This window comes from Schaedlerella arabinosiphila, from assembly GCF_003885045.1.
GTDB classification, from domain to species: Bacteria; Bacillota; Clostridia; order Lachnospirales; family Lachnospiraceae; genus Schaedlerella; species Schaedlerella arabinosiphila.
The window spans coordinates 1,986,908-2,010,364 of record NZ_RHJS01000002.1; the positions used below are offsets into that span (position 1 = coordinate 1,986,908).

The 23,457-nt window shown below is 43.9% G+C and carries 31 protein-coding genes and 1 pseudogene; 3 read left to right on the top strand and 29 right to left on the bottom strand.

All coding sequences use genetic code 11. The annotated features are described in order from the left end of the window. Positions 1-20: 20 nt before the first annotated feature. The 9 genes and pseudogenes from EBB54_RS09815 to EBB54_RS32485 form a co-directional block, all read right to left on the bottom strand. Positions 21-1,898, bottom strand: coding sequence for a P-loop NTPase family protein (locus tag EBB54_RS09815; RefSeq protein WP_125127288.1), 1,878 nt, complete (start codon positions 1,896-1,898; stop codon positions 21-23). 21 nt (positions 1,899-1,919) lie between these two features. Next, on the bottom strand, positions 1,920-2,657 hold the full coding sequence (locus EBB54_RS09820; RefSeq protein ID WP_125127289.1) for a hypothetical protein: 738 nt from the start codon (positions 2,655-2,657) through the stop codon (positions 1,920-1,922). A 104-nt stretch (positions 2,658-2,761) separates the two neighbouring features. After that, entirely contained in the window at positions 2,762-3,259 is a 498-nt protein-coding gene (locus EBB54_RS09825; RefSeq protein ID WP_125127290.1) for a single-stranded DNA-binding protein, read from the bottom strand. A 291-nt stretch (positions 3,260-3,550) separates the two neighbouring features. Next, on the bottom strand, positions 3,551-4,849 hold the full coding sequence (gene ltrA / locus EBB54_RS09830) for a group II intron reverse transcriptase/maturase (protein ID WP_004070134.1): 1,299 nt from the start codon (positions 4,847-4,849) through the stop codon (positions 3,551-3,553). 667 nt (positions 4,850-5,516) lie between these two features. Then, positions 5,517-5,693, bottom strand: a complete 177-nt coding sequence (locus EBB54_RS30125) for a hypothetical protein (RefSeq protein ID WP_016216663.1) — start codon at positions 5,691-5,693, stop codon at positions 5,517-5,519. A gap of 3 nt (positions 5,694-5,696) precedes the next feature. Beyond that, positions 5,697-6,143, bottom strand: coding sequence for a hypothetical protein (locus EBB54_RS09835; RefSeq protein ID WP_125127291.1), 447 nt, complete (start codon positions 6,141-6,143; stop codon positions 5,697-5,699). A 10-nt stretch (positions 6,144-6,153) separates the two neighbouring features. After that, positions 6,154-6,717 (bottom strand): hypothetical protein, encoded by a 564-nt coding sequence (locus tag EBB54_RS09840; protein ID WP_162307117.1) that lies wholly within the window; start codon positions 6,715-6,717, stop codon positions 6,154-6,156. 58 nt (positions 6,718-6,775) lie between these two features. After that, positions 6,776-6,964 carry a hypothetical protein gene (locus EBB54_RS31120; protein ID WP_243127605.1) on the bottom strand — a complete coding sequence of 63 codons (189 nt, stop codon included), beginning with the start codon at positions 6,962-6,964 and terminating at the stop codon, positions 6,776-6,778. 114 nt (positions 6,965-7,078) lie between these two features. After that, positions 7,079-7,144: pseudogene (locus EBB54_RS32485) on the bottom strand (zinc ribbon domain-containing protein); the annotation flags it as partial. A gap of 405 nt (positions 7,145-7,549) precedes the next feature. Here EBB54_RS32485 and EBB54_RS31585 point away from each other — a divergent pair. From EBB54_RS31585 to EBB54_RS09860, 3 genes are all read left to right on the top strand, one after another. Continuing rightward, entirely contained in the window at positions 7,550-7,807 is a 258-nt protein-coding gene (locus tag EBB54_RS31585; RefSeq protein ID WP_279229995.1) for a helix-turn-helix domain-containing protein, read from the top strand. 332 nt (positions 7,808-8,139) lie between these two features. Further along, on the top strand, positions 8,140-8,436 hold the full coding sequence (locus EBB54_RS09855) for a helix-turn-helix domain-containing protein (RefSeq protein ID WP_243127607.1): 297 nt from the start codon (positions 8,140-8,142) through the stop codon (positions 8,434-8,436). Positions 8,437-8,589: 153 nt separating this feature from the next. After that, complete coding sequence (locus EBB54_RS09860) at positions 8,590-8,937, top strand: hypothetical protein (RefSeq protein WP_125127296.1); 348 nt, start codon at positions 8,590-8,592, stop codon at positions 8,935-8,937. Positions 8,938-9,057: 120 nt separating this feature from the next. On the opposite strand, the gene EBB54_RS09865 is transcribed toward EBB54_RS09860, so the two are convergent. The 20 genes from EBB54_RS09865 to EBB54_RS09960 all read right to left on the bottom strand — a co-directional run bounded on the left by EBB54_RS09865 (position 9,058) and on the right by EBB54_RS09960 (position 23,453). Then, positions 9,058-9,960, bottom strand: a complete 903-nt coding sequence (locus EBB54_RS09865) for a hypothetical protein (protein ID WP_125127297.1) — start codon at positions 9,958-9,960, stop codon at positions 9,058-9,060. A 2-nt stretch (positions 9,961-9,962) separates the two neighbouring features. After that, complete coding sequence (locus tag EBB54_RS30670) at positions 9,963-13,082, bottom strand: sacsin N-terminal ATP-binding-like domain-containing protein (RefSeq protein WP_193554348.1); 3,120 nt, start codon at positions 13,080-13,082, stop codon at positions 9,963-9,965. A 309-nt stretch (positions 13,083-13,391) separates the two neighbouring features. Continuing rightward, positions 13,392-14,069, bottom strand: a complete 678-nt coding sequence (locus EBB54_RS09875; protein WP_148099352.1) for a hypothetical protein — start codon at positions 14,067-14,069, stop codon at positions 13,392-13,394. After that, a complete protein-coding gene (locus EBB54_RS09880) occupies positions 14,059-14,790 on the bottom strand; it encodes a YkgJ family cysteine cluster protein (protein WP_125127299.1) in 732 nt (243 codons plus the stop codon). The genes EBB54_RS09875 and EBB54_RS09880 overlap by 11 nt, the downstream gene beginning before the upstream one ends. A gap of 128 nt (positions 14,791-14,918) precedes the next feature. Continuing rightward, entirely contained in the window at positions 14,919-15,236 is a 318-nt protein-coding gene (locus EBB54_RS09885) for a hypothetical protein (RefSeq protein ID WP_125127300.1), read from the bottom strand. A 15-nt stretch (positions 15,237-15,251) separates the two neighbouring features. Then, positions 15,252-15,638 (bottom strand): hypothetical protein, encoded by a 387-nt coding sequence (locus EBB54_RS09890; protein ID WP_125127301.1) that lies wholly within the window; start codon positions 15,636-15,638, stop codon positions 15,252-15,254. Beyond that, positions 15,635-16,318 (bottom strand): YkgJ family cysteine cluster protein, encoded by a 684-nt coding sequence (locus tag EBB54_RS09895; protein ID WP_125127302.1) that lies wholly within the window; start codon positions 16,316-16,318, stop codon positions 15,635-15,637. Before EBB54_RS09895 ends, EBB54_RS09890 begins: the two co-directional genes overlap by 4 nt. After that, complete coding sequence (locus EBB54_RS09900) at positions 16,315-16,725, bottom strand: hypothetical protein (RefSeq protein ID WP_125127303.1); 411 nt, start codon at positions 16,723-16,725, stop codon at positions 16,315-16,317. Before EBB54_RS09900 ends, EBB54_RS09895 begins: the two co-directional genes overlap by 4 nt. Positions 16,726-16,737: 12 nt before the next feature. Beyond that, positions 16,738-16,953 (bottom strand): hypothetical protein, encoded by a 216-nt coding sequence (locus EBB54_RS09905; RefSeq protein ID WP_125127304.1) that lies wholly within the window; start codon positions 16,951-16,953, stop codon positions 16,738-16,740. Positions 16,954-17,000: 47 nt separating this feature from the next. Continuing rightward, positions 17,001-17,330 carry a YodL domain-containing protein gene (locus EBB54_RS09910; RefSeq protein WP_162307118.1) on the bottom strand — a complete coding sequence of 110 codons (330 nt, stop codon included), beginning with the start codon at positions 17,328-17,330 and terminating at the stop codon, positions 17,001-17,003. Further along, on the bottom strand, positions 17,327-17,755 hold the full coding sequence (locus EBB54_RS09915; protein ID WP_125127306.1) for a DUF4262 domain-containing protein: 429 nt from the start codon (positions 17,753-17,755) through the stop codon (positions 17,327-17,329). The genes EBB54_RS09910 and EBB54_RS09915 overlap by 4 nt, the downstream gene beginning before the upstream one ends. Further along, positions 17,742-18,164, bottom strand: a complete 423-nt coding sequence (locus EBB54_RS09920) for a hypothetical protein (RefSeq protein ID WP_125127307.1) — start codon at positions 18,162-18,164, stop codon at positions 17,742-17,744. Before EBB54_RS09920 ends, EBB54_RS09915 begins: the two co-directional genes overlap by 14 nt. Beyond that, positions 18,151-18,849, bottom strand: a complete 699-nt coding sequence (locus EBB54_RS09925) for a hypothetical protein (protein ID WP_125127308.1) — start codon at positions 18,847-18,849, stop codon at positions 18,151-18,153. Before EBB54_RS09925 ends, EBB54_RS09920 begins: the two co-directional genes overlap by 14 nt. Beyond that, a complete protein-coding gene (locus tag EBB54_RS09930; protein ID WP_125127309.1) occupies positions 18,846-19,592 on the bottom strand; it encodes a hypothetical protein in 747 nt (248 codons plus the stop codon). The genes EBB54_RS09925 and EBB54_RS09930 overlap by 4 nt, the downstream gene beginning before the upstream one ends. Then, the gene (locus EBB54_RS09935; RefSeq protein WP_125127310.1) at positions 19,589-19,786 is read right to left on the bottom strand and encodes a hypothetical protein; all 198 of its coding nucleotides are present in this window, start codon (positions 19,784-19,786) and stop codon (positions 19,589-19,591) included. Before EBB54_RS09935 ends, EBB54_RS09930 begins: the two co-directional genes overlap by 4 nt. A gap of 31 nt (positions 19,787-19,817) precedes the next feature. Next, positions 19,818-20,288, bottom strand: a complete 471-nt coding sequence (locus EBB54_RS09940; RefSeq protein ID WP_125127311.1) for a hypothetical protein — start codon at positions 20,286-20,288, stop codon at positions 19,818-19,820. Then, positions 20,278-20,526: a hypothetical protein gene (locus EBB54_RS09945; RefSeq protein WP_125127312.1), complete on the bottom strand. Its 249-nt coding sequence runs from the start codon at positions 20,524-20,526 to the stop codon at positions 20,278-20,280. Before EBB54_RS09945 ends, EBB54_RS09940 begins: the two co-directional genes overlap by 11 nt. Before the next feature lie 58 nt (positions 20,527-20,584). Then, positions 20,585-22,555, bottom strand: coding sequence for an NAD-dependent DNA ligase LigA (gene ligA / locus EBB54_RS09950; RefSeq protein WP_125127313.1), 1,971 nt, complete (start codon positions 22,553-22,555; stop codon positions 20,585-20,587). A 32-nt stretch (positions 22,556-22,587) separates the two neighbouring features. Then, complete coding sequence (locus tag EBB54_RS09955; protein WP_125127314.1) at positions 22,588-22,896, bottom strand: hypothetical protein; 309 nt, start codon at positions 22,894-22,896, stop codon at positions 22,588-22,590. Between the two features lie 2 nt (positions 22,897-22,898). Continuing rightward, the gene (locus tag EBB54_RS09960; protein ID WP_125127315.1) at positions 22,899-23,453 is read right to left on the bottom strand and encodes a hypothetical protein; all 555 of its coding nucleotides are present in this window, start codon (positions 23,451-23,453) and stop codon (positions 22,899-22,901) included. Between the last annotated feature and the right edge of the window lie 4 nt (positions 23,454-23,457).

Sequence of the window (23,457 nt, forward strand, 5' to 3'; positions counted from 1 at the left end):
AATCCTCCTTCCTATTTGTTTTATACTGCCGCTTTCTTTCTTGGCGGCGCAAATATCGGTTCCAGTACGGTGCTGATCAATGCCTCCCGGTCCATTTCATCGGCAGTCGCTTTGCTGATAATCGTGTAAAGCGCCGAGTGGTAGACATCCCCGGTAATCTCAGAACTGATAATCCAGTCAATCAGGCTCCGCATTCCATAAGAGCCGTCTGTAATACTGTTCTTACGGCAATACTCCGCCATATCATTTACCACCTGCACCATCTGGGATACCTGATATTCGTCCGTCGCGCCGGTAACTGACATGGCACGCTGGACCATTACTTCCGGTTCCGGCAGCTCCACATCACGCACCAGGCTCATTCTGTCCAGGACGGACTGGTTCATGCCACGGCATCCTTCATAGCTGGTATTTGTTGTCACTACAACCACTGCGTCCGGATGGCGTTCAATCATCTCGCCCGTGGGCAGGGTAATCGTACCGGACTGCTCCAAGAGGGAGTTCAGGCCCACCAGCACACCGGGCTGCACAATCGTGGATGGCTCCTGAATCTCAATCACATATCCGTTTTTCAGAGCCTTGATAAAATCCGTTTCCACATAACTGTAGGTCTGCCCGCTGCTTTTGGAAGCCTCATCCCGCTTTGAAAGCGCACGCACCTTTTCCGTCACCTTGTCCAAAACAATCCGCATACAATCCTGTGAGGTTGCCGCAGGGTTCTCCGTTCCGGTCAAAGCCTGGTAAACGCCTGACGGGTCATAGTCCATATCATCCAAATCCGGAAGTCCCATCAGCTTGGACACATTGGCGTAATTCACGCCGCCCATGCTTTTTAAGGTTTCCTTCTCCTTATCGAGCTGTGCATCGCCGGTTGACGCTGAATCGGAATCCGGGAAAATCATACCGACAAAATCGAATATTTCCGTACCGGCAGAGCAGGTATATTTCATGTAAGGCAGATGAAGCCCGGAAGCAATCGCTTTGGCTCCCATTGTCTTACCGGTGCCTGCCGGCCCGCGTAACAGGAAATTACGCATCTGCATGGATCTGCCCGTTGTTGCCTGTGCATGCCGGCAGATGTCCACAACCTCCTGCGGAATGATATACCATTCCGGGAGCTTCGGGACAAGGCTCTCCTCCACTGCGTTTAATGCCCTTTTATGAAGCCCATACTTACCGACGAAGTCCTCATGCTCCACAAGGGAAACCGCCTTCTTGATTGTTGCCGGCCCGGTCTTGGCAAATATGGTAAATTCGCCTGCCGATACGCTGGTCGGTGCAAACGCCCCAGAATCCAACTGCGCCTGTGAAACGCGCATCAGGTTACCCGACTTGTCCACGCCCACCTTGATATGGGCGGAACACGCAGGATCCTTGATCCGGCGGTAAGCATTGTCGCACAGCATGGCCATGCATTCCGTGGCCTTCGCCATATCTGGATACCCGCTGTGAAACTGGTCGTAATACTGCTCCAGATTTTCCTGGAACTCATCATCCCCCTGCAGGATCGGCATCAGCGCCATCATGACGGCAGCCCCGTCACGGCCGGAAGCGTTCAGCGTATAACTCTCAAACACCTCCGTGTTCTTATCGTAAACGCTTGCCGTCACCGAACCCGAATTGCTGTCATAAACGACCAGATGGTAGGCATCCGGTCCCATGGAGGATTTGTACTCTGCCACAGTCCGGTGGTCAATCACGCCGACCGCGCCTTCCCCGCTGCCATTCATACAGCGGCAGACTGCATGCACTGCTTTTATGACCGTAGCGCAAAGCGTTGAAGCCGTGCTTCCATCCCCATATTTAGAAGAAACCTTGACTTTTTTGTTGGTAATGGTATCAAAAGGCTCCGGGAGCGGACGGCTGTAGTTAAAAATATTGTTTATGGATACACTCATATTTCATTTCCTTTCTGCATTTCATTGCGTAAGATTGATTTTGATTCCTTCCGGCACACAGCAGGCATCTTCCAGGCCAGCCCTGACAAGCTCGCCACAGACATCCTCCCAGCTCTCTTTCGCTGGAAGCTCATCCGCATAGATCAGCAGTTCCGACAGGTTCTGCCCAATCGCCTCGTTACACCGTGTGTTCAGCTCAAATATGTGCGCCTCCGCCCATTCAAAGGCGATAAGCTTTAAGCTCTCCTTTTCATTTTCTCCAGGCTGCTCTGGCTCTTCCGGTTCCGGCTCTGGATTAGCTGGCTCTGCAGCCGTTTCATATTCGATGCCCAGAACCTGAAGATTGTGGATATTGACCTTTGCCCGTCGGTACCCGCCCGCACGGTTCAGCAGCACAAACAAATCGGCGCCCGTTTCAAACAAGGCTTTCGCATTAGGCGCTTCCCATACCCATCTCGCCTCCGGATACTCAGCTGCAACCAGCTCAGTAATCCGTCTGAGTATGACAGAATAGGCAAGCGCTTTCACATCTGTTTCCGTCGGTACCGGTATCGGCTGTGGCTGTGGCGCTGGCATGGGTTCTACGGTTTCCACCTTTTTTGCTGCCAGAAATACCATCCGGACTGCCGCAATCAGGACGCCCAGTATCACAAGGAGGAGAATCGGCCATAGCCTGCAGACAAAGCACAGTAGCGCCAATACCCCCATAACAACAAGCGCCTCATGGACAAACCGGACCTGTTTTTCTCTGTTATCCATGGTTTTTGGTTCCTTTCTGGAATGCAGGACGCAAAAAAACGCACATGAAATTACAGAATGTAACCCATGTGCGTCTCAATACGCCTGATTCAATTTTGCTCCTTTCAGTTCTCGTCAAAGAACGAGCCGCCGCCAAACGCTTCATAGCCTGTAAAGCCGTCCGGCATCTGTCCTCCTGCAGACTGCGCTGCAGGCTGTGCCGCTGCCGCTTTCCCGGTATTAGGAGCTGTGCCATTTGGCTGCTGGTTCGCATCCTGGTTCTCTTTAGGCTTGCCGCCGGCATACTCGATGTCGTCCAGGATAACGACCATTGCACTTTTGGATTCGCCTGTCTGCTGGTCTGTCCAACTATCTTCGTCCAGCCTGCCGCGGAAATTGATAAACGAGCCTTCTTTCAGCTGCATTTTGGCAATCCTCTTGCATACATCCCCGAATGCCTTAACCGAGAGGTTAATCCAACGGGTATTGTTTTCAGCATGGGAATCATAAACCTTCTTTCCAATACGGAACCTTACGGCATCTCCTTTCTCTGAAAATTTGAGCGCTGCTGCACCTTCATAGCCTCTGGATACAACGGCACTGGTTGCAATTACGTCTAACATAGTAATTCTCCTTTCCTGCAGGGATCGCCTGCCATATCATTTATTTATTTCAACCCGCTTTTGGGGCAGAAACCATTGGATGAATATAGAATGTGCAAAGCACATTCCTGCACCGTGCGCGGTCGCTTGCGACAAATTTCAGCTTCGCGCGAGTGCGCATCCGCCCGGAGGGTTTTTATATAGGGAACGAAGTTTGGTAAGTAGGTAAGTCCCTTGCGGGGCTTACCCCTCTCAGAACCGGACGTGCAGCTTTCCCGCATCCGGCTCCCTGCAAAGCTAATACATCTACAACTATCCGTATATACTGACATAGATACGTGGTCGGACGAGTGGGAATTGTCTCATCAATTCCTTATATCCTTCCTTTGTATAGCTTCTTCTCTGGCTTCTTCTATTCAGCCAGTAGAATAACCTGAACCATACTACATTATAAAATGAGTTCAGGCTTCTTGAATTGTCAGTAATTCCGTAGTAATGATAATAACCAGTTAAGATTTCATTCAGCTTCTTTACTATCTGGTTTATGCGTAGGAATCTCATATCTCTTATCGTAGCATTTATTTCCTTGCTTTTCTTTGCTAGCTTTTTCTTACTGGTCTTCCTCTTCACTCTGAACTTTCCCGTTCTTCCATGCGAACAGTAATGCGTGAATCCGAGGAATGTAAAGGTCTCCGGTTTCCCGTCTCCACGTTCTTTCCGGTTCCTTTCTGCAAATCGGCCGAATTCTATCAGCCTCGTCTTTTTCTCCTCCATTTCCAGTCCAAAGTGCATCATTCTGCGCTTTAAATATTCATAGAACATCTCTGCGTCTGTTTTGTATTGAAAGCAGACTACAAAATCATCCGCATATACCACCAACCCTGCGTACCCTTTCATGATCGGCTGCATTTTCTCCTTGAACCACCACACCAGTACATAGTGCATATATATGTTTGCGATTACTGGTGAGCAGACCGAACCCTGTCCGGCTCCTTCCTCTGTCTCTTCATATCTGTAATCTTCCATGATTCCGGCTTTTAACATCCGGCGTACCAGCCTGATGATATTTGGGTCTTTAATTCTTGATTCTATGAACTTTATTATCCATTCATGGTCCAAGTGGTCGAAAAATCCTTTTACATCCGCATCCAATACCCAGTTTGTCTTTTCTTTTTCCAGCATTCCGTTCAGCTTTCTTAATGCCTTATGACAGCTTCTCCCTGGTCGGAATCCCATCATTTCATCATAGAAATGCGGTTCGAACACTGCTTCCAGTACTCGTCTCAATGCTTCCTGCACCAGTTTGTCTTCATAGCAATAGATACTGAGCGGCCGTGTCTTTCCGTTTTCTTTCGGTATCTCCACTCTTTTTGCTGGCTTGGGCTTGTATGCTTTCTTCTTAAGCTTTTCCTCTAATTCTTCCAGATTTTCCTCCAGCCTTGCCCCGTATTCCTCTTTGGTTATCCCATCGGTTCCTACTGCTTTCTTTCCGTCCATTTCCTTGTGGCACTCTTTTAATAATTCCTTATTTATCAAATGCCCTATGGACGTAAATACCATGTCTGGATGTTCGCCTGATAGTTGTGATATTCTCGCCAATTTCGTTTCCATAGCTCCTCCTGTCTCTGCGTACAGTCTATGTTTCCTCCTTGATATGACTTTGCATGGCTAGCCTGCGAGGACAGGCATTTCTCGACTTCCACTGTATGTTTTACCGTGTACTATTCGGCCATCCGACTTCTGCTGGCCATTTGCGGTTCTCCCTTCGACAGTTGTTCCGCATACCTGATGTACGCAACTCATCTGGAACCAGACAGACCTCCTCCAGTTGACTTGAAATCCTTGATTGCATGACCAACCTCAAAACTCCGGGGAAGCAACTGTATTCTCGCTCTTAGTGACTACAGTTATGTTGCTTTCAGTGTATAGGAGCACCTCTGCCTTCCCACTTTCATTTTCATATCGAAGCTATGTGCAGTTATGCCCTGCAATCTCGCTGTCTACGCTTAGCAGACAGCATCTCTGCTGTCCACCCAAGACTCGCTTGGTACGGTATAGCTTGTACCTTACACCGTAGGACTTTCACCCACCGAATTCCAAGCCCTTAGCTGGGCGCACCCTATATAACAAAAAAAGTGCCAACCAACACTCATGTGTTAATTGACACTGTGAAAACTCTGCTAACTTTGGATTTTTCTGGAAAACCTTGAAAATGATATATGCATTATAGCATAACCTGTTTCAATAGTCAATCCGCCTGAAAACTCATTCAAAATTATTATTTCAAATCTGGTGCATCAATTGTTTTGGCTATCTCAGTTTTCGCAAAATCCAAAGCAATCATGGCACGTATCGGATCAAAACGGAATGTCCCGTCTTCTTTTTCATTTTCTTCTATCAATGTCCTGATTTCATCCACCAGAGAATATATTTTCTCCCGTTCCGATATTTCCATAAACTACACCTCTTTCTTAATCTCCAGCGCATAATAACTGCAAATCAGATATCCTTTATCCTGTTCATACACTGGTGTTTTTTCTGATAAATATATAATTACAGTATCGCCTCTGATTAAATTCCTTATTCTGTGGCGAACAGGCATTTTTAATGTGTATGGCTCCATATCAATATAAAGGTTCTTTATCCGTTTTCGTATTCCTGTCGTTTCAATCTGCCTGCATATGCCCTGGATACGGATGAAATTGCCCTTGATGCCATTATAAAACAGCAGACCTCCATTTACAATCATCCCACCGCCAAACAGCAGGCATGGAAGCGAAAAGCAGATATCACCCAGGCAAATCTGCAATACAAGAAACAAGAACAGAAATCCTGCGCCGACAGCAAGCCGAAGCACAACCTGACGCTGCATGGCTTCCGGAACACGTCTAAATTCATTTTTCAATCCCACCACCTCACAATATCATTAGTTTCTTTTTCTTTAATAAGGAAAGAATGCTTTGCACAACACGGTCACGGCACCCTGCCGTTGCCATTTGATTTTCCAGAATGTTGTCCGTTATGGTATCAACCGTATAAATCGCTTCTACCAATGCCTGCCTGTTATCCGGATAAAAAAACTTTGGCCCTGCTTCCACCTTATTTTCAATCAAGTAAACCAGCTCTGCCGTAGACAGCCTGATCCCGGCGTTTACCAGCCAGGACAGCACGGTTTTTTCTTCCATCGATAAGCCCATCTTTCTTTTTGCCGCTTTTGCAGGGCAGCAAATACATCTTGTAAGGATTTGATATCTTGCGTCATTGCTTTCTTCTGGTTCCATTTCTGCCAGACCCATACGAACTAGATGATGCAATGTACGCTCCTCTTCAACTGTCTGGGAAAATGAAAAGCGTCCCTTCAGCCATAAATCAGCTTCTCTGCCGGAAAGGTAAATACTCCGGCCGCCCCTTATCACCTGAATTAATTCTGTTGTAAAGCCTTTCCCCACAATTCCTTTGGATATATAGATCATCTTCATCACCTCATGTTCTTTTATTTAAATTACACGATGTGGCAAAGATATTTACAACAAAAGCTCACAGCAGATACATAAGGGCAATGCAGATTCCTATAACAACTACAAGCCCGCCTACCAGCGCCGCTATTTTTTTGACAATTGACCGGTCAATCCCTTCTCTCTGTCTGCCTTCATCTACTGGAAGGATATCATCATAATATCCATCATAATCATCTGCTGTCTGTGTTTCATCAGAAGAAGTATCCAAAACCGGCTCTGAGTGCTTTCTGGCACGTTTCTTTGAACGCAGTTTCTTTTCCGGTTTATGTTTTTTTGCATCCGGCTGCTCACTATTCTTCTTTTCACCCGGAAGAGATTTTCCACATTCTGGACAAAATAATACTGTACCGTCCGGCAGGTCGGCGCCACAATAAGGACAATATTTCATAATTACATCACGCTCCTTTGATTTATTGGAATAAAAAAACAAGCGGACTCTCCTGAATCCACTTGTAGACGATAGCAGTATAACAGATTTCTTTTCCTATGTCATCGGCAATGCTCTGCCATACTTGTGCCTTTTTTCTGCCATACATTCCATAGTGGCAATCCCAGGTTATTTTATATATTGTCACAAATTTATCTTGATACCATTTGGGGCTGGGCCTTCTTTTCATCCGATAAAGCATATTCCCCATTTCCTGCCTCAAAAAATTTTTCAAAACTATCTAAACTAGATATTTTATATCTAGTTTATCCAACATTATACCTGTTTTCTGTATAAAATCAATAGAACAGATGAAAAATATCGAAAGTAGATATATTAAAGGGGCTAATTCACATGGGTAAGAGTATGTTTACAATAAAAGGAAATATTTGCTCAGAAAGAGTCCGATTGGGAAGGGCTCTTCAAAAGCCACCCATCACACAGGAAGATCTGGCAAAAAAGCTCCAATTCATGGGTATGGAAGACATGACTCCATTAATCATCTCCAGAATCGAAAAGAACCAGCGGCATGTCTGTGACGCAGAGCTGCGTATGATCGCCAAAGCATTGGAGGTCACCATGGAATGGCTGGTGGGGGACAGTGATGAGATTAAGCTGAGATAGCAGGTAAATCACCTAAGAGGCGGCATATCAGAGCATAGATTTGTCATAACCTGTCGCCTTTTGTATTTTTAACAGATTATTTGTTGAACGATTATAATATCAATTTCCGTCCGTTTATGATAAAATACAGGTAAAGAAACAGGCTGATAAATACAGCATGGCAGCTATTGCTTAGCGAAAAGCAATTATTTTTTTACCCCTTTACTTCTCTTTAGATAAGTATTTGCTAATTTGATTTGGTTCTAATAATTTTGCAGAAATGCACGTACAATAGCAGTATCATACTTCGGAAAAGAGGTGGATAGTGCTTGTGTATAGAAGATTATGTTCCAATGAGGATTGAAGAGCTTTGCTCAAAAGGCGGAATCACCAGATACCAGCTATCCAGCCGGACAGGGATTTCACAGTCTGCACTGTCAGATATCGTGAAAAAGAAAAATGTACCAACTCTGGTCACAATTGAAAGAATCTGTGCAGCATTTGGAATTACCATTGCCCAGTTCTTCACAAAGAGCGACAGCATTCCGAACCTGTCTGACGAGCAGAAAGAACTCCTTCTGTTATGGGACGGCTTAAAGCTGGAAGAAAAAGAGATTGTTAAAACCTTTATGAAAAGTATAAGGAAATGAGGGATAGCTGACTGGAACACACCGCTGTCCCTTTTTATATGGCAGCCAGAAAGCCCCTTCCACGCCATGCTTCCCGCTTGTTTTTGTGTAAAATGAAAGCATCACCTGACAACAGACTTTTCACAATGCCTGCGGCAGAAAGGGAGCAAACAAATGCTGAAAAAAGACCAAACCACACAAGAAATCTTCTCCATCATCACAGAAAGCGACACCATCCAAGGAATAAAAGAAACTTTGAAGCTGTGCATGGATAGCCTGAAAAACAACACCCTGCAAAGCCTTCTCTCTAAAGACACGGAATATCAAGCCCTACGGCTTGAATACCTGCAGGCCTATGGGCTTTACCAGGGTGCAGATTTCACAGAAGCCCAGCGTGACATCATAGATACTGTCCTGGCCAGAAAGGATGAGAGCGACTTTGAGTATATCGCCAATGCCTATATGGCCGGTCTCCTGGACAGCTACCGTATCTTACGGAATTTTGGCCTGACACTCGAATAATAATATCCCACCGTCTCCATTCCCGATACCACGGCGACTTTGGGTTCTATGGGCGCATTGCTCCTGCAGTTCTCTGTAGGCATGATGCGCTCCTTCACTTATCCCACAAAGAGAAATAAATCATTCTATAATCTTAAGGCATATATGATCCAAAATGGTTCTTTTTCCATTTCGATTATGTATAGTACTTATATACCTTATATCAGCATAGTCATACTCCTTTGTTATATTATCATCTACACAGACTAACTCATATGGGTACTTATAATTTCTTATATGTGCAACATATTTTTCCCAGAACCTTCCAAAATCTTTCACCTTAACATACGAAACCAAAAAATTAAATGCGTTTCCTAATGTGTCATATTTATATACTTTGTCTATATGTTCATCTAAATATGTCTCCTTCAACCCATTCAAATTTAAAGCCTCAATAATTGATATCGGCCTACCTTTATCATGAAGTAAAATATCTACTTCTCCAGATAATATGCCAGAAGCAGACTTGCCTTGACGCGTCTGATCCTTTATTTGATAACCTCCTGTTTCCAAAATATCTCTGATAAAATCATTTCTCTGATCTTCCAAAACATTAATAAAGGTTGAATTTTTCTGTAATTTAATACAAGCATTAAACAGATCTTTAAATACTGTTTCTCTATTTACAACCTTTATTTCATTACTGAGCTGCTTCTCGTCAGTCACATATTTTTTAGCTTGTATAATACATATCTTTTTTCCTCCCATAAATTGAATCAAATATTCGACTTGTATTTGGGGGCAAATCTGTTGTATAGCTAATTTTACAAGTCGTTCAATATCTATCCCCATGTCAATCCCATTTAAACTGTAACCATTATTCTTATTAACAGCACCAATAATAACATATCCGTTTTCTTTCGTTCTTTTAGATACGCATTCAATCAATTGTGCAATTACCTGCGGCCGCAGCTCATATTCCCTACCAATAACATCATCCGCACCGTCAGACAACTTTTTTAATACACTATTTATTTCAATCATCTTTATATCCTCTTTAACGGTATCTTATTGATTCCTGTAAGTTTTAAAATCTTTCCAAATGTTAACTTTTCTGGCTCTTTCTTTCCATCCTCAACCCATAACTCCCAATCTTTATTATAATCAAGCATGTTTCTTTCAGAATCATAATGTATTGCAACATAACTGTAATCTGAAGGACGTGCTATCAAATAAATTTGCTCCTTATTTTTTTCAATAATAAACATGGTTTTGTCAATCTCTATAATATTTGAAACATCATATTCTGGTTTCTTCCCCAAAAATTCTATGATATTATTCTTAGCACGCTCCAGTATTTGATTGGCAAAGATAAATTTTGAAACATCATGGGAGGATTCATAAATAAAATTCTCTTTAAAAACCTGCAAATTTAGAGCTTCATTATACTGTTCTTCTGACGCAATACCATATTGAATCAATATTTCTTCTTCACTTTCCACATCATTCGAAATAACATCTTTACTTAAGCTCTTATCCTGATTCACTTTTACAAATGCTTCTTCTAAAATACTAATATCTTTAATCTGATATTTTTCTAATATAGCGTCTATTTGTTCGGCTTTTTTCATATTTTCGGCTATTTCTTCATCATTATATAGCCAATGTATATTTTCACGTATATCTTTAAAATATTTCATTGCTGCATCCGGATTATCCTTTATCCAATAATAAAGTTTTTTAAATACATCCATCACAATGGGATCCTGAATTTTAGCAGAACCCTGGTTATTTCTTACATACGATATAATATGCGGAGCAACATCTGCAATTCCTTTCATTCGATTATCGGGTAACTGCAAAAAAACTTCAGCTAATAGTAATTCTCCTTTGATGTCATATCCCGCAACAGACGAAATACTTTTTAGTGTTTCGTCCATTTCACCATTATCTGTAAACAATTCTTCTTTTGCTTTAAATTGGCCGTTTTGGTTTGGCAAAATTGTTTTTTCTTTTCTATCTAATAAGAAACTGTATCCTGAATTTTTTATAAAATCAATAAATTTGGAAATCCATTCTTCGACACTTTCTTCTGAATCAATAACAATCAAATCAAGAGTTTCCAAATTTTTATATTCACTTATTTTATCTACGAGCTTAGTACATAAATATTTTATTGATTTTTCGATTAATTCTTCCGAAATAATAGAAACTCCATGCTTTTCCATAAATTTATCCGGAAATATTGTGTCCGCAAATTCCAAAAAATATATCTGTTTCTTTCTGAGATCAGATAGATTACCATCCTTTGCATACAGAACAATCAACTGGCTATATATATTATCCTGTTGTTCAGAACCCTGTGCTAAACCATTGGTTATTCTCTCAAAAATATCTTGTATTGAACATTTGGGTATATCCATCCACTCTAAAACAACGATCTCTTTATCGAGAAAACCGTTTCGACAATCATCTTGAACATAATTTAAGATATCCTTATATGCCTCATCGATACCTAAATCAACTGATAATGTATCTAACGTGCAAAAACAACCATTTTGATTTGGAAAAATACTCACATGGTTAGTTTTTATATACTCCATTATGCTTTTGTTTTTTGATATCAAATTATAGAATTTGTTAAGCCATTCTTCTCCCTTTTTACATATTTTTTCTTCTAGTAGATTTATATTTTTTAATTTTTGTACATACTGCACCAAACTCTGTAATGTAAATTTATTGCATCCTCTCCACAATGAATTGTACCATGCATCAATATCAGATTCATTCGTTACCATACTTGGCATAAGCTCTGAAACTAATTTCCACAGTTCTTTTCGTATATTCGAATTTGTATCATCAATTACCCAGACATTCGTTTCTCCCCATTCATCCTGCAGAGCTACCCTTGTTTCTACGTTATTATCAATAATTGGCATGATGCTAATTATATTCTTACACTCATCTACAATATTTTTTCCTACCCAATCTGTGCTAAGCCATGTCTTATCTCCCTGTGATCGAATTTTCACAAAATTATAGATTCCCTTCCACCCTCTGTTTGATATATAAGATAAAAATTCCCCATACAATTTCACAGCTTCTTCCATGAGGCTCTTATTTTCATTTGTTTCAATTTCATCTACATCTTTTAAAAAAATACCATTTCGCGGCTCAGTCGGATTGAATTTTGAACTATTAACCACTGCCGGAAAAGCAAAATCCTCTGTTCCGATTAAAGGGAAATCACAAAAAAGTCTTGGTAACTGTTCTGAAAACTTCTTTATCCAAACACTATTTTCTTTCCTCTCTACCTCAGTAACTACAGATACATTTTCGCTTTGAATACTAGCAATATAAAGGATTTTTTCTTCTTTATTCCGCTTTACTACAACCTCCTGCACTTTTATATTATCTTTTTGTGATGACTGGATACGGCCTCTTCTAAACTCCCATTCATATTGTACTACTGAGACGGATCTTACCTCTGGTACAAACATAAAAACATATGGCATAGAAACAGAAAGACTGTTTAATCCTTCTTTTGCAATAGCAACTCCAGTTTGATCAAGACAATATGTAAAAGATGTATTAAAAGATTGTTCCTCAAAATCATCCATTACCTCTCCATTATCAATACCATTTTGTAATTGTTCAAAACTTTTTCTATTTCCTTCTATAATTCCTTTCTTTGTTCCTTCCGAACGATTTATTTCTAATTCTACTTTTCTAATTTCATCCTGTCCCTTCTGCAAAGCACCTGATACCATTACTTTCTCCGATAATAGATGTGTGGTCATAAATCCTGTTCCAAATTTCCCCGTACTTCTTGAGGATTTTTCATCCCTATCTTTCGTTGAAACTTGTTCTATTAGAAAAACAATATTTTGTATCGTAAATGGTTTCCCATTATGCGAAAACCGTAATGTTCTTTCCTGTTCATTAAAATCAATACTTATATCAACGCCGCCAGTGCTATTGACTACGTCCTTAGCATTCTGGATAAGTTCCCAAACCCATCTGCAACGGCTTTTATCATCAGAATTTTGTTTCAATCCTTTCAAAGAATCAATTATCTTATTTGCAACATTAGCATCATGTGCCTGTTCGCGCACTTCCGCAATTACATTTGTACCCATTTCTATTCCTTCCTCATATTGTTCCATCTATTTATAATATATCAATCATCATTCGTTGCTTTTTATAATTTCCTTTTTTTATTATACCTCGAAAAGTCTCCAATGAACAGGCTTGATTATGCTCACAATAAACTTATAGATAACCATTTGCCACTCAAAATTCGATATGTCAGCTACCTATACCGCATAGATTATTTCATTTTGCAGTTACCAAAATATCTGAAAGTGAATCCGAAATCAGCAATCCGCACAAAACACAGACCTACCCATCATATCTAAAAAGAAGCGATGTAGCCTTATCATTTGAGGCTGCACCGCTTCTTAATTTATAATACTTTAAAACATCTGCTCCGAAGCATTCTCCGGCTCATAACTGCTCTCCTGATACTGGGAATCTGCCTGCGGCTTATTCTTCGCAGGCTTCCCTGACTGAATCTTTTGCATATACCATGCAGACAGCCAAGCTTCAAAATGCACTTTTGTAAGCATCATCAGTTCACTGAAAACCTCATAGCTCATACTGATGGCCACATGGTTCTCCGGCTTGCTTCCAAACCTGGGAACAATCAGGCCTTTTGCATCCGTCTGACCTGGCCCGCTGTCTGCAACAAAAAGGAAATCCGATTTGCTGCCGCATAAGAGCTGCGCTGTCCGCGACAGACTCATGCCATCCTTGCGGGCACGTCCCTGCCTGGCAAGCTTTTCTGCTGATGTTCCTCCAAGACATTGATACAATGGAGATTTATCCCCGCTTTTCTTTCTGTTCTGCATCATATACCGAAGTTCCCCGCAAGCAATCTTGCGGCAGAGTTCCAGGAACTCATCCACTGCGATATAGATATGGATGTTATTGGTCTGCCTTTGCCCTGCCGGTTTACTGAGGTCATAGGTGGCAAACGCCAGATGAATCCTCCCAATCTCAAAGGCATCGTTCAGGCTTTCCACAAAACAGTTACGGGCATCCTTGCGGATAATCTGATTTTGGTTGCGGTCTTCCGCCATCTTATTTCCCACCTTTCTTCTTGTCCTTCTTCGCAGGCATCCTGCGCATAATGTCAAGAACCTCTTCTGCATTCGCTTGAAACTGCTGCATAAAATCCTTACCCAAATCATAATCAAGATATATTTTCACAAAAGTCAGCTGCCATGCGGCGCTCATGGTCCTTTCACTTAAAACCTGTTCCCCTGCACGGAATATACTGCCAAGCTCGGCAATCAGATGATTCCATGCGAAAAAGAATTCATCTTCCAGTGGGATTCCAAATTCACCCAGCCATTCCCGAACCGTATGGGTCTTAGAGCCGTCCCCACAACCGGGATCTGTAAAAATATATGTGATTTCATTGGTACTGACAGCAGGGTTCTTATCGTCTGCTTCCATTTTTATGCACCTTCCGATCGGGAACATTGCGCACACTGTCGGCTTTGCCTTATGTACGGAACATTTACGCTCCTTCATCAGCGGGCATCTCATAATCGGTCCGCGCGGTTTGATTCTGACGATAGGTATCCTGGAAGATCCCCCAATATAAGTTTCACAATACTTTTGGAACATTTCTGCCGGTTCCATCTGAAGCTCTTTTGCCATATGATAGATGTCTTTTGCATTCAGCAGGATATCTTCCCTGTGGATGCAGCATTTCCCGCACATATCGCAATTGAATTTAAACGGCTCATCCACGCCGATAGTCATTCTGTCAAGGTTTTCTGCAATGTCCTTTAATCTGTGATCCATATTTGTCTCCTCCTATATATAATTGAATCTGCGTATCTATAAAATTTTGTTTTCATGAAATAGCCAGAGGCGCCGAAACTGGCGCCTCATTGCTTGTGTCATACTGACCTGATTGTTTTTATAATGACTTAACCATTCTCCTGCAGGCATCGGATGATCTCTGCAATAGAACCAAAAAACGCAGGAGTATGGAACTTTACGGTACTCCCGGTATTCCTTTCTTCCTGAAGCATAAACTTCCCGGCAAGAACCGGTATTTCCCTGACCAGAAGCATCTCCCGCTTGTATTCCTCCAGATAAAGGATTTCGCTATGTGGATATCTGTCTGCATGGCATTTTTCTAATACATGCGTCACTTCCATGGGAATAGCCCTGATGACTGCTCCACGGGTAATCATAATCTTTTCTAACTGCTCAATGGTAAAGGTATTTATCTTTTTGTCCATGTGCCACTCCTGTCCTTACGACCAGCAAAGGATTTTCCCCTGCAACTGTTCCACTAATTTCATGGCGTTATCTAGGCTTTTGCTATTGACATTTTCACGCCAGTCACGTATAAGCCGCTCTAACTCGCCACTGTAACATGGGACACAGAAATCACAACTAAAATTCGTAATTTCCTGCCCTTCATATGGAGCCAGCGGCGCTGCATCCGAAAATGATCCTAAATATACCCCGCCATAAACAGCATGCATCGCCAGTATTACCTGACGGTTGGAATCATTCAGCTCTTCTGTCCCCTCTATCGGACGATAATTACCAGAGCCAGCCGTAAAATATTCAAACAGCGCCAGATTTAACCGGGCTTGTGCCTGTAATATCTCCATGTTTAGCTGCGTAATCCTCATTCTTTATCCCCTTTCTGCGCCTGATTCCTTAAAGCTTCTAAAAGCTTCTGGTTGTTTTCTGTGAATTGTTCCGTAAAAGGCTTGTCCAGGTCAAACTCTGAATATTTATAGCGAAGGAACTGAAGGAGCGCCCCTTTTTTCTGTTCAAGGGACAGCTTTTCCAAATGCCTTGCAATCTCCTGCGCTGATCCAATATCCGTTTTCCAGAAGTCATAATCCTGTCGCGAGCATCGCTTTTGAACCCACTTTTTGACTGACTGCTGCGGCCCGTTAAAATGATGCGGCTGCTCCATACTGAGATACGCCTCATAGCCTCCACGTTCAGCCGGCCCCACCGAAACTGGATATGTACGGCACGCTTTTGGCTTGGCTGCATGTATGGTGCATTTATTATCCCTAAGGAAAATGCACGCATCGTCCGTACCCACCGTACCCAGCATGAAAACCATATATCCAGACTCATGCAGCAAAACCGGTACGGCATACCTTGCCAGGACGTCGTCCATACATTGGATAGCTTCCCCTCTGTCCCGCAAATATTTTGCAAGACGGAACGCATCCAGACTTTCCAGAGGGACGCTTTCTTTTACATGGCGGCAGCACGCACCGCACTGCTGGCAGTGAAACGGGAAATGCTCTTTTGGCTCCACTGGAACCATCTTCATCATAAATTCCTTCATGATACTCCTTTCTGAGCTTCTGATACGAAATCTAAATCAGAAATCCAACTAAGCCTTTCTCCAAGTCTCCGGAATGAATTGTGTGGATATTGATCTATGATCCCTCTATACTCGGAAAAAATATATTTTAACGATTCTTCAAGAATCTCATGTGCTGAATTTGCCGGCACATTCGTACAATATGATGCGTCTTCAACCTCTTTCCAGCCATCATCAGATCCATGCTCCGTTTCCTTTTCCCCCAGAACATATACATCAAACCGCAACAGGTTTATGTCTTGAGGGTCATCCGGGTCATAATCCCCGCAAAGGCCTTCTCCTGCGTTGTACCAGTCTACTCGCATTATATTGTCCCTGATCGAGAGCGGTGTATCACTGTCAAAATCCCAAATCATTGTAATTGCCATTATTACGCCTCCCTAATTCCATGTGTCACGGCACGGTACAAACGTAAACTGGATATCCTCTGAAACCGGCATATCTGGCTCGCCGTCAAATTCATTGTTGTATTTTGTGCAGATATGCGGTTTCCGGTCTTTACGCGGATCAACGTCCACATAAAGGTTTCCTCCTGCCTCATATACCGGACGGCTCCAGCTGTCGCGCCCCTTGTAATTTAATGTCAATTTTTCCATCTTCAAATCCTTTCTGTGCCGTGGCGGCACCTATACCCATTTTTTCCTTACATCCTTCTTGTACGGCTCTTATCAAACTCAATCCTGGCAAACCCTGCCGGTTCGCAGAAAAAGAAGTCACTGTTTCCCAGTGGGCCAAAAACTTCCACAACATCGGATACAGAAAGAGACCGTCCGCAGTATCCTTTCGGATGCGCCATATTGAAAATACAGAAAATATCTTCCAGCGTTTTGGCATCCACTTCACCATGATATACAGCTTCATATGCCTCCGCCGGAACCCGGCTGCCGCTGGCCGCTTTTATGGACTGCAAATCCTGGAAAAGCAACCGGGCATTCTTCTCCTCCAACGCAATCTGGTACAAAACCACTCTCACAGGGAACCACCGCCTTCCCGGCACAGCCCCTCCGTTGTCAGCAACTGCAGACGGTAAACCGGCATACAGCGTGCGTCCTCCGGAAAGACATTGTATTTATCGGGAATGATCACACGCAGCACGGTCCTCCCGGTTTCCTCATACTCATTCAGCCGGATATTGCAATCCTCATAAATGCCGGAGACCAGGTCACCGTCATGGAACCGTTCGCCGGCCTGGACACGAAGCCCTAATGTATTGAGGATCCGGCCGATTTCTTCTGGCGGCAGGAAAAGCACCATCTGGAAATCCATGTGGTGATACTTTTCCATGCCATGCGTATGGGCATTGCAGGTGTTTTCCAGAAACCCCGTTTCTATCTTATTACACTTATCGCATACCACGCCGTTGGCGCAGCAATGAATGATCCAATCAATTTTTGCCATCTTCAGCCACCTCCTCGTTGTAAAGATAATCCCGCATAGCTTTCATTGCCTGCAGCAGATCGGTATGGAACGTATTCCAGTCATCTATGAAAATCTCCATGTCCCCATAGTCCTCAAACATTACCGCATCATCTACGCAGAACAGCTCATAGCCTACTTTATCCGCATCATTATAGGGAAGGCTCAAAATTCCCTCCTTCACCAGAACCAAAAAGGTTCCAAGGTGTTTGCCGTCAGAAATCGGATAGCTCCAGCAAAGCTCGTTTCCGTACTTCTCACGATATTCCTCGCAAAAATCCATCAATGCGGAATGAGTAGGGCCGTTTTCATTGAAGTATGCCATCAACTCCTGACGGCTCTTCAATTTTCCTATGTCCAGCTCTGCGCCGTTTATTTTAATCCTCTTCATTTGAATCCCTTTCTGCCATATATGGCCTGTAATAAATAGTGTCATCCTTGTCAGAGTGGTATGCTCCGATGCAAACCTCGTGGCAGGGGCTGCGTTCCGGATTGTATTCTGCAAAGCAGATTGGCCCGTCAAAATTGTGTAAATCTGTATCCCAGTAGATATTGATAGCCGGGAAGCTGTCACCCCCATAGGCAACCGCCCTAAGCCTGGAACCATCCGGCAGGGGCAATACAATCGTAGGAAGCTCTGTTAAGGCAGCTGACTGCTCCTCTGACAGAGAAAACCGTTCCTCATACGACTGCGTATACCGTTTCTGTGCCTTGTCCAGCTCATCCCTCAATGTGGCAAAAATCTGCTGTACCTGTTCGCCTGTAAAGGCATACACTGCAGGGTTGGAGCAGTTTCCAAGCAGACGCACCATTTTGATGATTTTGTTCACCCGCGTCTGCGCCACACTGCGAAACTGGCTGGCTTTTGATTCCTTTTCACCGTCATTCGCTTTATTTTTTCCTGGAGGCGAATCCGTAGACAAGGAAAAACCACAGTGACAGTATCCGGTCAATTCGGATAAATAATCGCTTATTTCTTCCTCATCTGTCAATTCAACCGGAATATCAACCTCTTTCGGCAGTAACTCCAATTCCTCCTCATTATCAACATCCCAAAGAATGTCGGTAGCCTTCATGCGGGAACACCTCCGTTCTGTATACGCGCTATTTCAAACGCACACTTCGAAAAAAATTCCCGATTATTCTCCAGATATTTCTGCGCCGTTTTCTCGGTCTTAAACTTGCGAATAGACTGAGAGTGCGGGTCTTCATTCTTTGAAAACCAAATTCTCTGACTGCTGCGCTTAGCAAAGTATCCTTGTTCCGCACGCAGCACATAGAATTCCGGCAATAAGCTAAAATCCGTTGGCTGTCCCTTACGCCGCATGGGCGGATGGGTTACATGGCGGTCATCCCAGAAGGACACGGAAATACTGCGGCCTTCCAGTTCCTTCAGCTTTTCCATCAACTCCTCTGTCGTGTAAACCGAATGCTTCTGCCAATAGGAATCGCTGTAATCAATCACAACCACCGTATTGCCATATTCCTTGTACTCCTCCACCGTATGGGCGAATCTCATGCCGGCAAGAATCCAGCGGCCAAACTCACCCTCCTCAAAGGAACGGTTTCGGCTTTTCCTGGTTCCTCCACGGTTATTCATACTGGCAGCTTCATAGACTTCTGCAATATGCTGCATCTCTTCTGCAGTGAAGATCTGGCTGTCACGGCGGGTGTAATTCAGAACAGACCAATGCTTTTCCGGAATCTCCCGTCCACGGCTGTCAAAATCAAAGCAGTTAGACGATCCATGATTGACAACCGGGATATACCTGTCATCCACACGGATAAATGCTTTATCATAAAAAATCTCACTGCTCATACCGCACTCACCTCCATCCCTGAAGACATATGCAGTAAATACTTTGTATTCCGCGTTTCAAAGCACACCTCAGACGGGGACATTTTCTCCATACTCAGTACAGTGCTTGTCCTGCGGATGCCTTCTTCCTCATGGATAAACGCCGATTCACCAACCGTAATCGGATAAACCAGGCTTCCGGTAATCTCCAGCATCTTTTTTGTGTTATCCTTACCTTTGCCTCCTTTATATAAATCTGATTTCCAATGCGACAATTTCGCCATTCTGCTCCTGGGCATATACACCATAGCCGCCGTCCCCATATCCAGATGAACTGCAAAACCCATCTGCGGTAATCCAGGCGTCGCCATGACAGACCATATCGCAAAAAGCGCTCCAGGCGTTATCATCGTAGTCGGGTTTGTTGTGGAAGAATCCGGCCAGACCGGCATCAACGCCAATACTGCCGATTTCTTTCATTGTCTTCTGGTTTGGTATCCTGCCGTCAAGATAAATACCGATAATGCCAACCACTTTGTACGCGTATGGCTTGCCATTGCAATCCCCTTTCGCCGTGTGATACCAAACCATGCAGGTATATTCGCCTTCTTTGATTTTCATATCATTCATCCGGCACCATACATCCCTGCTATAGCAAGGATCCGTAATATCCACACTGCCATGAAAATTTTTGACGCCTATTTTCTTACGTCGCATCCCCTTCTCCTTTCTGCCCATCAGTGGGTACCCGGAACATGCTTCCCGCTGCATAAAACTCGCAGTTTGCGCAACTCCAAATATCATCCTCATCCGGATAATGGGTAACTTCCACACACTCATCCATGGATTCCATATAACTGCCATTGCAGTCAATCTTCCAATCCTGAGTGACATGGGCCGTAACCTCAAAGCATTCTGCGCCACATACCGGGCAGCGATATTTTATGTTTTCCATATTTTGATCCCTTCCAAAAAACGGAGCAGTCTCCTGCTCCGCCACTGTTATTCCGGCATCATTTTGCCAGCATGTCCTCAAATTCCGCTTCCGTCAAAGTCTTAATTCCGAGCTGCTGCGCTTTGGTAAGCTTGCTTCCGGCCTTTTCCCCAACGATCAGGTAGTCTGTTTTCTTTGTAACTGAGCTGGCTGGCTTTGCGCCAAGCTCTAACAGCTTCATCTGTATCCCGTCACGGGTATAGTTCTTAAGCTTCCCAGTCGCAACAACAGTTTTTCCATAGAACGGTGTATTATAATTTGTATTCATAGTTGAACTCTCCTTTATAAAATTGATTTTAGATAACAGCGGACGCCAAAGCTTTGCTTCCTCCGCATCCTGATACCACTGATATATGTTTTTGTGCATCGTTTCTCCGAAATCCGGCAGCTGCGTAAAATCAAAGCCGCTTACAATAGCAGCCTCAAACTCATCCCAAGAACCTTGGAAATACGCATCCAGGTCACGGCCGGCATGTCTTCCTACCATCGGAATGCCCAACCCGGCAATAAACTTGGCCAGCGTACAATTACGGCTCCTTTCGATAGACGCCTGCAGACGCTCGAACGATTTTTCACCGAAGCCCTCCGTGCTTACAATCTCATCACGGTACTGCTCCAGGTCATATAAATCCCCAAAATTGCGAATCCACCCATGGCCAATGAATTTCTCCAGCGTAGTCGCTGAAGGACCTTCAATGTCCATACGGGTTTTCTCACAGAAGTGGTCAAATTTCTGAACCAATTTGGCAGTGCAGTGTGGATTTTCGCAGAAGAGCTGACGGGTACCCCCGGATGTTGTCCTGACTGCAAGTGGTTCGCCGCAACAGGGGCAAACCATCGGCAGTGTAAATGTATTACTCTGTGTATCGTTCCTGGCAATCTGTGGGATGATCATATTGGCTTTATAGACCTGTATCCTATCTCCCACACCAAACTGGAACTCATCAAAGATATCCAGGTTGTGCAGGTATGCACGGCTAACTGCCGTTCCGTCAATTCCCACCGGTTCAAACAAGCCGGTGATACTCACCATGCCGGTACGGGTTGTCGCCAGTTCTATCCCAAGAAACCTTGTTTCAAACAGCTCGTCCTGCCATTTCAGGGCAATCAGACGGTTCTCATGGTGTCCAGTAGCTCCCAGGCTTTTCCCGTAACTGACATCATCATATTCCATGATAAGCCCGTCTACCGGATAGCCATAATGTTTGGGATCCATCTGTTCCACTGCTGCCTTAATAGAAGCAGCATCCATACGGGACAGCTTTACATGAGACACCACTGAAAAACCGTTTGTCTCCATAAAATCCATCTGCCAGCATTTTGTCTGTATTTTCAAATCTGTCACAAGGTCGAAAGCAAAGAATTCCAGGAACCGTTTCCCGGCCTCAGCTGCATCCAGCTTCCGCACGCTGCCAGCCGCCAGATTCCTGGGATGGCTGTACGGCTCCTCCAGACTCAGGTTGATCTTTTTAAAATTTGCCCATGAGATGACGCCTTCACCGCGAACCTCAAACGGCTCCCTGACAGGAACCGTCAGCGGCACATTCAGAAAAGTACGGACGGTATGTGTAACATCCTCTCCGATAATTCCTTCCCTGCCGCGGGTAATCGCCTGCTGCAGTCTGCCATAATTATAGCGAAGCACCAGTGTCAGCCCATCCAGTTTCCATGACAGCACAACATCCCTCGTACCTGCAAACTTGACCAGGTCATCAACGGACTTTGTTTTATCCGCAGACAGCATCGGCCTGGTATGGCGTACTGGTGTCAGCTCTTCCAAGATTTCACCGGGCACCCTCTGTGTCGGTGAACCGGAAAGCGTTAAACCCGTATTCTGTTCCAGGCTCTTCAGCTCATCTGTCAGAGCATCATAATCCCGGTCTGTCATAATGGGTTTGTCATCTCTGTAATAGGCGGTATCCGCCTCCCGGATTTTAGCAGTCAGTTCCTTCATTCTTTTAATATTTGCTTTGTGTTCTTTTGCTCCCATACATAAGCTCCTTTCCTGTAATTATCTGCCGTCTATTCATCCGGCCACTCCACTTTTGCTTTGACTTCCTTGCATATCCCTGACTGGAACACCCAGCGCCACTGGCTGCCGTCTTCGCCAAGCATCCAGATATAGCTGCCGTCCTGCACATAAGGCGCAATCGACTGAAACAGCTCAAAATCACTGCCGAGCTTCTCACCTGTAAATTCCAGTTCCGAAATGTTCCCATCCGAATCCAACTGAAAATCGTATGGCTGCCCTTTTGTCATGGCAAAAATAAGCCCTGTATGCTCTGCCGGCACAAAAAATTTGCTGCCTTTCATTTCCATGCAATAACCCATTTTTAAATCTCCTTTTCTTTTTGAATTTCTTCTGGAGTGCAGATATGGAAACTGGAGAACCGGCCGCAATGTGGGCATCGTGTCCAACCATCCATATAAATTGCCTTATCCAGCTGTGTTTCTGTAATCTGTCCTGCTTTCTGGCAGCAAGAGGTTTTAATCCAGACCAGCCTGGCTGTTTCAAACACTTCTGGCCGGTGCTGGCGATTGAACGTGATATAACCTGCCCATGCCGGATCATCGAATATCCTGGCAGCATGCAGCCGCAATGCATATTCCTCAATCTCGTCATCGCTGCGAAGCCAGGGACATTCCGCTTTGCTCCATTGCCGAAGCTGCCGCTGGATTTCCTGTTCCCCATGCTGTTCAATCAGGGCGTTTATCAGGGATTTCCATTTTGAAATCTCCAGATCGCCCAGATCCGTCATTGCGCCATACCGGTACCGGAATTTCTTGTCACGGCCAGTACCGGAAACATGAATGGAACGGCCAGTCCCATAATGGACACGCAAATTTGCAAAGGTAATATCTTCTCCACTCTTTCCTGATAATTCCATAACT